General features: G+C 61.9%; 2 protein-coding genes. Both read right to left on the reverse strand.

The features are described 5' to 3' along the window. Positions 1 to 432 (reverse strand): biotin carboxylase N-terminal domain-containing protein (locus tag ACTS2Z_RS00020; protein ID WP_442571184.1); only part of this gene is annotated, 432 nt, incomplete at its 3' end. A gap of 49 nt (positions 433 to 481) precedes the next feature. Next, positions 482 to 1,097 (reverse strand): DUF817 domain-containing protein (locus ACTS2Z_RS00025; protein WP_442571185.1); only part of this gene is annotated, 616 nt, incomplete at its 5' end.

Here is a 1,097-nt window from a genome sequence, read left to right on the forward strand (position 1 = left end):
CAGATAGGCCGGGTCCTGATTGTCGCCGTGATAGCCGGGCGTGACCGGCACACCGGCCTTCTCCATCAGTGCCTTGGCGCGGTCTTTGAGGCCCATCGCCTCAATGGCTTCGGGGCTGGGGCCGACAAAGATGATCCCGTTCTTCGCACAGGCGCGGGCAAAGGCGGCATTCTCGGACAGAAAGCCGTAACCCGGGTGGATCGCGTCCGCGCCGGTATCGAGCGCAGCCTTGATTATGCGGTCGGCGACCAGATAGCTCTCGCGCGCCGGGGCCGGGCCGATATGCACCGCCTCATCGGCCATCTTCACATGGACCGCCTTTGCATCGGCATCGGAATAGACCGCCACCGTCGCAATACCCATCTGGCGCGCCGTGCGCATGACGCGGCAGGCAATCTCTCCGCGATTGGCGATGAGGAGTTTCTGGATCATGGGCGCGCCCTCAATTTTCCGATCAGGTCTGTGGCCGCGTTGTGAGCGATCAGGGCGCATCACGCAAGCGTTCACCCGAAACCCTATGCACGGCGGCAACCAGGACAAAACTGATGATCATCAGCAGATACCAGGAACCGAGCTTGGCCCATGACACCATGTGCCAGCCAGCCTCCTGGTCCGGATAGCTCCACGCTCTGGCAAAAGTGCCGATATTCTCGGCAAACCAGATGAAGAGCGCGACCAGCACCAGACCGAGCAGCAGCGGCATGCAGCGGTGTACCCGGTCGGGCCGGAACCAGATCACGCACGGGCCATAGATCAAAGCGCTGGCGGCGAACAGGCCGAGGCGAATGTCGAGCGTGAAATGATGAGTGAAGAAATTCACATAGACTGCCAGCGCCAGCAGGCCTTGCAGCCAGAGCGGCGGAAACCGGTCAAAGCGGAAATCGAACAGGCGCCAGACCCGCGCCAGATAGCTGCCTACGGCAGCGTACATGAATCCGGAGAACAGGGGCACGCCCGCGATCACCAGAAAGGCGGCATCGGCCTCCGGATAGATCCACGATCCCATGGCCACCTTGAAGATTTCCATCACCGTGCCGACGAGGTGAAAGACCGCAATCACCTTGGCCTCTTCCAGGGTCTCCAGCCCGAAGGCGAGC

The sequence above is a fragment of the Glycocaulis sp. genome (assembly GCF_052168375.1).
GTDB lineage: Bacteria > Pseudomonadota > Alphaproteobacteria > Caulobacterales > Maricaulaceae > Glycocaulis.